The sequence below is a fragment of the Pseudomonas sp. RW10S2 genome (assembly GCF_014268985.1).
GTDB lineage: Bacteria > Pseudomonadota > Gammaproteobacteria > Pseudomonadales > Pseudomonadaceae > Aquipseudomonas > Aquipseudomonas wayambapalatensis.
The window spans coordinates 37,202-46,345 of the sequence record NZ_JABWRO010000030.1; the positions used below are offsets into that span (position 1 = coordinate 37,202).

The 9,144-nt window shown below is 66.0% G+C and carries 4 protein-coding genes; 2 read left to right on the forward strand and 2 right to left on the reverse strand.

All coding sequences use genetic code 11. The features are described from left to right. Positions 1–83: 83 nt before the first annotated feature. A complete protein-coding gene (locus tag HU729_RS09330) occupies positions 84–6,431 on the forward strand; it encodes a non-ribosomal peptide synthetase (RefSeq protein ID WP_186709681.1) in 6,348 nt (2,115 codons plus the stop codon). Between the two features lie 117 nt (positions 6,432–6,548). Then, complete coding sequence (locus tag HU729_RS09335; RefSeq protein ID WP_186709683.1) at positions 6,549–7,172, forward strand: LysE family translocator; 624 nt, start codon at positions 6,549–6,551, stop codon at positions 7,170–7,172. A 17-nt stretch (positions 7,173–7,189) separates the two neighbouring features. Here the strand turns inward: HU729_RS09335 and HU729_RS09340 are convergent, their stop codons facing one another. Further along, positions 7,190–8,392 (reverse strand): MFS transporter, encoded by a 1,203-nt coding sequence (locus HU729_RS09340; protein ID WP_186709685.1) that lies wholly within the window; start codon positions 8,390–8,392, stop codon positions 7,190–7,192. Between the two features lie 143 nt (positions 8,393–8,535). Continuing rightward, on the reverse strand, positions 8,536–9,144 hold a 609-nt coding region (locus tag HU729_RS09345; protein WP_186709687.1), incomplete at its 5' end, for a hypothetical protein.

A 9,144-nucleotide genomic window follows, 5' to 3' on the forward strand; every position in this document is an offset into this window, starting at 1 on the left:
TGTCCGGGTTTCCGGGGCCATACAGGTTACGGAAGCGGTGCTTGAATCCGCGGACGATCAACGGAGAAGGACCCTCCCAGCCCATGCCTGCCGCCGATACCTACCCCCTGACCAGTGCTCAACGGGACATCTGGCTCGACCAGTTGAGCAAAGGCGATTCTCCGCTCTATACCATCGGCGGCTATGTCGAACTCACGGGCGAGCTGCGGCCGGACACCCTGCATCACGCGTTGCAGCAACTGGTGGCGGCCAACCCGGTGTTGCGCACCGAGCTGCTGCCAGGTGCAGGTGCCGACGGCCTGCCGATGCAGCGCTTCGCCGAGCATGCCACGTTGGCGTTGCCTGTGCTGGACCTGTCGACTGAAGCCGACCCGGCAGCCGCGGCCACGGCATTGATTCAGGCGCAAATGGGCCAGGGGTATCGCTTCGACGGCACGGCACTGCTGCGTTTCGCCCTGATTCGCCTGGGCCCCGAACGTCATTGGCTGGCAACCCAGGCCCACCACCTGATCCTCGACGGCTGGGGTTTCGGGCAGATGCTCAAGGCACTGGGCGAGCATTACACGGCGCTGCTCGAGGGTGGCGAGGCGCCACGGGCCCAGGTCGGTTATGCCGACTTCATCGACGAAGACCGCCAGTACCAGGGCTCGATGCGCCAGGCCCGCGATCGCGCATATTGGCTCAAGCGCTTCGCCAGTGTGCCGGAGCCGCTGCTGGCAGCGCGTCACCATTACCGTCGAGCCACCGATGAAGCACCTTCGCGCACCTGGGTTCAGGCGTTTCCCGATGCGTTGCATGGGCGCATGAAGCGCCTGGCCGAGGCTCACCAGGCCTCGGCGTTCCATGTCCTGCTGGCTGCACTGCATGTGCTGTTCTCCCGCAGCGCACAACGCGAGGACTGGGTGGTGGGGCTGCCGCTGCTCAATCGTGGCGGTGCACGTTTCAAGGCCACGCTGGGGACCTTCGTGCAGGTCAGTGCGGTGCCCCTGGCGTTTGCCCCGACACTGAGCTTCGCCGAACTGGTGGTTGCGATACGCGATACCCTGCGCCGGGATTTTCGCCATCAGCGACTGGCCGTGAGCGAGCTGAACCGAGCGCTTGGCCTGTTGCGCGAGGAACGCGGGCAATTGTTCGAGGTGTCGGTCTCCTACGAGCAGGACGATCACGACTACCGCTACGGCGAGGCCAGCGCCCACACGGTGAAGGTCTCCAACAGCCACGAATCCACGCCCTTGGCCATCCACCTGCGCAGCAATCGCCATAATGACAAGGCGTGGTTGCATCTGGTGCATCACCGCGCCTGGCTGGCAAGCGAGGAGGCCGAGGCGTTGGCGCAGCGGCTGCTGCATATGCTCGACCAAGGCTTGGCGACACCGGCGTTGGCGGTTGCCGATTTCGACCTGCCGACACCTGCCGAGCATCGCCAGATGCAGGCGTGGAATGCGACGGGGCGCGCCGTTGGCGAGCCGGTCGTGCACCGCCGGATCGAGGCCCACGCGGCGCTGATGCCCGACGCCATTGCCGCTGTGCACGAAGGGCGCAGCCTGAGCTATGGCGAGCTGAATCAGCGGGCAAATGCTCTGGCCCTGCGTCTGATCGAACGAGGTGTGAGGCCCGAGCAGCGCGTGGCAGTGGTTGCCCGCCGTGGCCTGGATACCCTTGTGGGCCTGCTGGCGATACTCAAGGCGGGGGCAGCCTACGTACCGATCGACCCGGCGCATCCGCGCGAGCGCATCGCATATCTGCTTGAAGACAGCGCGCCCGTGGTACTGCTGACACAACAGGACCTGCTGGCGCGTCTGCCGCGCCATGAGCTGCCGCTGATCGAACTCGACGCCTGCCCGGCAGCCACGACCATTGTGGACAACCCTCGCGTGGCGGGGCTTGGGCCCGAGAGCCTGGTCTATGTGATCTACACCTCAGGCTCCACTGGCCAACCCAAGGGGGTGATGGTCGAACACCGCATGCTGGCCAACCTGGTCGATTGGCATTGCGAGGCCTTTGACCTGGGCGTCGGCGGGCACACGTCGAGCCTGGCCGGCTTTGGTTTCGATGCCATGGCCTGGGAGGTCTGGCCAGCCTTGTGTGCGGGGGCGACGCTGCACCTGGCGCCCAGCAGCGACGGTGGCGAAGATATCGACAACCTGCTGCGCTGGTGGCGTGCCCAGCCACTGCAGGTCAGTTTCCTGCCAACCCCGGTGGCCGAACACGCGTTCACCCAGCACGATCACCCGACCCTGCGTACCCTGCTGGTGGGGGGGGATCGGCTGCGCAGCCTGTCGCGTGAGCGGGCGTATGCGGTCATCAACAACTACGGCCCTACCGAAGCCACGGTGGTCGCCAGCTCCGGGCGGGTGACGGCGGGTGGTGCGCTGCATATCGGCACGCCTGTGGCCAATACCCGGCTGTATGTGCTCGATGCGCAGCTCAAGCCATTGCCGGTCGGTATCCCGGGCGAACTCTATGTAGCAGGCCTGGGGGTCGCCCGCGGCTACCTTAATCGCCCGCAGATGACCGCCGAGCGTTTCCTCGACGACCCGTTCAGTGAAGAGGTCGGTGCCCGGATGTACCGCACCGGCGACCGCGTGCGCTGGCTTGCCGACGGCACCCTGGAGTACCTGGGGCGCAATGACGATCAGGTGAAGATTCGCGGTGTACGCGTCGAACTCGGTGAGATCGAGGCTGCGCTGACCCGTCACCCGCAGGTGCGCGAAGCGGTGGTGCTGCTGCGCGATGGGCAACTGCAAGCCTGGTTCATTGGCGATGCGGTTACCCCCGGCGACCTGCATGAGCACCTGCGCGGGCTTCTGCCGGTGGCCTTGCTGCCAGCCGGCTACCAACGCATCGAGCACTGGCCGTTGACCGCCAACGGCAAGCTCGACCGTCGCGCCTTGCCGGCGCTGGATGAAACCGCATCGGTACGTCGCGCCCATGAAGCGCCTCGCGGCGACGTGGAGGTTCGCCTGGCTGCGCTCTGGAGCGAACTGCTGGGTGTGCAGCGCATTGGCCGTCACGACCACTTCTTCGAGTTGGGTGGCCATTCGTTGCTGGCGGTGCAACTGGTCGAACGCATGCGCCAGCAGGGCCTGCAGGCTGACGTGCAGGTGCTGTTCGGCCAGCCGACCCTGGCAAGCCTGGCCGCCGCCAGCCAGCGTCTGCTCGCGCAGGTGGAGGATAACCGCGTACCCGCTGACTGCACCCATATCACACCGGCGCTGCTCAGCCTGGCTTCGCTGACCCAGGGCGAGATCGACGCCATTGTCGCGGGCATACCGGGTGGCGCAGGCAATGTGCAGGAAATCTACCCCTTGGCGCCATTGCAGCAGGGGCTGCTTTATCACCACCTGCGCGACAGCCATGACCCTTATCAGCAACAGGCGCTGTTCGCCTTTACCGACCGCACGGCGTTCGAGGCATTTGCTCACGCGTTGCAGCAGGTGGTCGAGCGTCACGACATCCTGCGCACCAGCCTGGCTTGGGAAGGGCTCGAGCAACCGCAGCAAGTGGTCTGGCGTCAGGCGCAACTGCCCGTCGAGGTGTTGCGGATCGGGCCGGGCGACACGGCGCAGGAGTTGTCTGCACATTACTCAGCGGCCCAGCGCCCGCTGGACCTGCGTCATGCGCCGATGATGGCGCTGGCGGGGGCTGAAGACCGTGAGCACGGTCGTTGGCTGGGGTTGTTGCGCTTCCACCATCTGGTCAACGATGCGGTGTCGGTGCAGGTGTTGCTCGGCGAGCTTCGGGCCTTGATGAGCGATCAGGGGCATGCGCTGCCGGCGCCTGTGCCTTATCGCAACTACGTCGCGCTCAGCGGCGCCGAGGTGCGGCAGCAAGGGCACGAGGTGTTCCTGCGGGCATTGCTGGCAGGTGTCGAGGCACCGCCGACGTTGCCGGGGATAGTAGAGGACCAGGTGCAGGCGGACGCGCTGGAGAGCCTCGCGCATGAGGCTCCGCTGGTGCTGACCGAGGCCTTGCGCCGCCTGGCCAGGCAGCAGGATGTCGGGCTGGCCAGCCTGTTCCACCTGGCTTGGGCGCAGGTGCTGGGGGCACTGGGCGGTCGTGACGACGTGGTGTTCGGCAGCGTGTTGCTGGGGCGGATGATGGCGGGTGAGGGGGCCGACCGAGCGTTGGGCATGTTCATCAACAGCTTGCCCCTGCGGGTGAGCCTGGCGGGGCGCAGCGTGGCGCAGGCGCTGGCCGACACCCATGCCGGCCTTGCCGGGCTGTTGGGCCATGAAGACGCACCCTTGCTGCTGGCCCAGCGTTGCAGTGGGCTGCCAGCGGGTGTGCCGCTGTTCAATAGCCTGATCAATTTCCGCCATGGGCTGGCGGCCGAACAATCGACGTTGCCAGGGGCTCGCTTGTTGGAGGCCAGCGAAGTACACAGCCATGCGCTAGTGCTGTCGGTGGATGATCAGGGTGAGGCCTTGCACCTGAGCGTTCGTGCGCCGCGAGCATTGGGTGCAGCGCGTGTGCTGGCCTATCTCGAACGTACCCTCGAGGGGCTGGCCGAGGCGCTGGAGCAGGGTGGTTCGGCACCGATCGAGCAGTTGTGCAGTGTGCCGGAGAACGAGCTGCACCGGCTGCTGCACGACTTCAATGCCACCGAGGAGCCCCATGAATTGATGCACAAGACCCTGCCGGCGCTGTTCCAGGCCCAGGTGCTGCGCACGCCCGATGCCGTGGCGCTGCAGACCGACGAGGCGACGCTGAGCTACCGTGAACTCGACGAGCAGGCCAACCGCCTGGCCCATCACCTGGTGGCCCTGGGCGTACAGCCTGACACGCGAGTCGGCGTCTGCATCGAGCGCGGCCTGTCGCTGCTGGTCGGGCTGCTGGGCGTGCTCAAGGCCGGCGGTGCCTACGTGCCGCTGGATCCTGGTTACCCGGATGAACGCCTGCGCTACATGGTCGAGGACAGTACACCGCTGGCAGTGCTGGTCCACGGGGCCACACGTGGCCTGTTCGATCCGTTGGCGGTGCCGCTGGTGGATCTCGATCAGGGTGTCTGGCAAGCGCAGCCTGCCCAGGCCCCTCAGGTGCCGACACTGACGCCTTCGAACCTTGCCTACGTGATGTACACCTCCGGCTCGACCGGCATGCCCAAGGGCGTGATGATCGAGCACCGCGGGCTGGGCAACCTCATGCACTGGGGCTCGACCATCTGCCCGCCGCGTCCGGGCGATGCGCTGTTGCAGCGTGCGCCGTTCAGCTTCGACGGTTCGGTCTGGGAGTTGTTCTGGCCGTTGTGCGCAGGCTTGCGCCTGGTGCTGGCCCGCCCTGACGGTCATCGCGATCCGGCTTACCTGGTCCAGCTGGTCCAGGCTCGCCAGGTCACCACGATCAAGTTCGTCCCGGCATTGTTGCACCAGTTTCTCGAGCAGCCGGGCGTCGAACGCTGTACGAGCCTGACCGACATCTTCTGTGGCGGGGGGGAGTTGACCTTGACGCTGACTGCCAGCTTGCGCCAGCGCCTGCCGCAGGTGCGCTTGCACAACGTTTATGGGCCCACCGAGGCTACGGTCGACAGCACGGCCTGGACGCTCGAACCGGATCAACCGCTGCCGAGCACGCCACCGCCGATCGGCCGGGCGATCGCCAACACCCGGCTCTACGTGCTGGATGCCCATGATCGGCCGGTGCCACTCGGCGTGGCAGGTGAGTTGCACATCGGCGGCGTCGGTGTGGCACGCGGCTACCTGGGGTTGCCGGTGCTGCAGGCCGAGCGCTTCATCGACAGCCCGTTCGTCGAGGGCGATCGGCTGTACCGCACCGGGGACCTGGTGCGCTACCGCGAGGATGGCGAGCTGGAGTTCCTCGGGCGCAACGACTTCCAGGTCAAACTGCGTGGTCTGCGCGTAGAGCTGGGTGAGATCGAGGCCCTGCTGGCCGGGCATCCCGCTGTGGGCCAGAGCGTGGTATTGGTGCGCGACGAGCGTCTGGTCGCCTACTTCACCTGCCGGGAGGGGCAACCCGCCCCGGCACTGGATACGTTGCGCAGCCACCTGCTGGCGCGGCTGCCGGAGTACATGGTGCCCTCGGCCTTCGTCGCCCTGGCCGACATGCCGCTCAGCCCCAACGGCAAGATCGACCGCAAGGTGCTGCCTGAGCCTGGAGCGGAATCGGTGATCAGCCGCGTCTACACGGCGCCACGCAACGCACTGGAGCAGACCCTGGCGCAGATCTGGAGCGAGGTGCTGAAGGTCGAGCAGGTTGGGCGGGACGACAACTTCTTTGAACTGGGCGGGCATTCACTGCTGGCGGTGAATCTGGTGGCGCGCATGCGCCAGGCGGGGTTGCAGGCCGACGCACGTACCTTGTTCCGCCAGCCCACGTTGGCGGGCCTGGCGGCCAGTACCGGGTGGGACAAGCCGCAGGTCGAGATCGCGGCCACCACCATCCCGGGGCTGAAGGCACGAGGCAGGATCTGAGGCGGGCAGGGGCTGCGTGGCAGCCCCGCACTCACTGTGCCGGCGAATGACTGCTCCACTGTGCTTGACCCCATGGCGCCAGGGGGTAAGGCTACCCGGGTCCGCATGGAGAAAAAAATGGACCTGTCGAGCCTGCTGCTGTTCATCCCCGCCTGTTTCGCCCTGAACATGGCGCCGGGGCCTAACAACCTACTGTCGCTGCACAACGCCAGCCGCCACGGCTTGCGCACTGCCTGCCTGGCAGGGGGCGGGCGTATCCTCGCCTTCAGCGGCATGATCACCTTGGCGGCGATGGGGCTGGCGGTGGTGCTACATACCAGCGAATACCTGTTCCTGAGCATCAAGCTCATGGGCGCGGGCTACCTGTTCTATATCGCCTGGCAATTGTGGCGGGCGCCCGTGGCAGAGGTGGCCCATGCCGGCGGGCAGTCGCGCGGCACCTGGAGCCTGGCACGCCAGGAGTTCTGGGTGGCGGCGGGCAACCCGAAAGCGATCCTCATATTCACCGCCTTCCTGCCGCAGTTCGTGTCGGTCGGCAGTACCACCCCGGTGAGCGAGCAGTTCCTGTGGCTGGGGTTGTGGTTCCTGTTGCTGGAATGGGCGGCGATCGCGATCTATGCGGCGCTGGGTGCCTACCTGCAGCGCTGGTTCAACCAGCCGCGGCCACGGCGGCTGTTCAACCGGATCAGCGCATCGTTGCTGGGATGCGCAGGGCTTGGCTTGCTGGCGGCGCGGCGATAGCCCCTCAAGATAGCCCCTCAACCGGTCTTTTCGCAGGTATCGACAGGCAAAGCGGCTTGCTCGCGCAGCGCCGACGCCACGACGAACGCCAGGGCCACCAGTGTCAGGACCGGCAGCATCGCCAGGCGCAAGCCATGATGTTCGCCGATAAAGCCCAGCAGGGGCGGGCCGACCAGAAACGCCAGGTAACCTGCCGTTGCTGCCAGCCTGACGCGTTGATCGCTGTGAGCACCACTTTCCCCGGCTGCCGAGATCGCCAGGGGAAAACCCAGCGATGCGCCAATGCCCCAGAGCATCACGGCGGCTGCGGCGATCCACTGCACGTCGCAGAACACCACCAATGCCAGGCTGGCTGCGCCAAGCAGTGCGCTGGCGCGCAAGGTGAGCGTCCGGCCAAAGCGGCGCACCACCGGCGCACCGGCGAATCGACCCAGGGTCATGCCCAGGGTGAATACCAGGTAGATCAGCGTGCCGGTGGTTTCTGCGAATCCGTGGCCGTCGATCATCAGCAGCGGCAGCCAGTCATTGGCTGCACCCTCGGCCAGCGCCATGGCCAGCACCACGAAGCCGATCAGCAACAGGCGTCGGTCGCTGAGCAGGGCGCCCCAGGCAAACTCGGCTGTCTGCGTTGTCGGTTGATTCGCTGCTCCTTCACTGGCCCGAGGGGCGTGAGGGGCAAGGGCCAGGGTCACCACGGCCGAAAGCAGTGCGGCGACGATCAGATGCAGGTCCAGGGGCACCTGCAGCGCGGTCATGCCCATGCCGGCCAGCGCGCCCACCAGGGTGCCGAGGCTGAAGAAACCGTGCAGGGTAGTCATGATCGGTGCATCGATTTCCCGCTCCACGGCTGCACCTTCGATGTTCACTGCGATATCCGCCCAACCCATGCCGATGCCGTAGATGAACAGCCCGGCAAAGGCGCACCAGGCACTGTTCAACTCGCTGCTGCCGGCCAGCACCAGCATGCCTGCGGACAGCCCGAGCAGGCCGGTGCGCATCATCCGGTGTGCACCAAAGCGGGCGATCAGGCGTCCGGCACTGAGAATCCCGCACATCGCTCCGGCTGAAAATCCGAACAGGATCATCCCCATCTGTTCGGTGGAGGCCGACAGGCCGTCGCGCAGGGCAGGGGTGCGGGTGACCCAGCTGGCGAGGGTCAGGCCAGGGAGCAGAAACAGCAGATACAAGGCGTAGCGGGCCAGGCGGTAGTTGTCGGGCATGGTACAGACTCGTTGGAAAGGTTTCGTACGGGCGTACGAATAAATCGTACGGATGTCCGAAAAGGGCGTCAATCCTGTATTGAGTCGTGTGCTTGCTGAATGTTCAAAGACTCCAGAGGCAACCGGCGCCTGGCCGGTCGCGGTCAGGAGAACAGGTCGGCGCCGGTGGATGCCGCGTCCAGCATCGCCTGCAACTCGGCTACCCGGCGCTGGTGACGGGCGATGGCCGCAAGGTGTTCATCGATCTGCTGGCGAATGACTGCCGGGTCTTCGGCCTTCCTTGAGAGCCGCTCGATCCGCCTGGACAAGCCAACCTTCTTGTCGGCCTCCAGGCGTGCCGACTCGTCCATCTGGGCGATGAGTGCCTGCAGGTCGTCCAGGCCATGGACGTTGCAGAACAATCCCGTCGCCTGGCGGTAAACCACCGACTTTCGGGCTCTGTCCAGCAGTTCGAAGACATTGCTCAGGGTGCCGGGGCTTTTGCCGTCCCAAATCATCAGGCCGAAATCGGCGGCTTCTGCCATTTCCAGGTCCTTGGCAGTGTAGAACGCGCGGCCCTTGGCATTGGCGGGTGGGCAGACAGCCACGAGTGGCCATGCACCAAGATTGTGGCGAGGCGTGTCACCGGTGCAGTACACCGTGACAGCGGCGTACTGGCGTTTGGCGAAATACTGCTGCACGCATTTGTCCACGCCTGCGGCATCACCGACCAGCACTTCGTGGCCACTGGCAACGATATTGTCGAGTCGCCG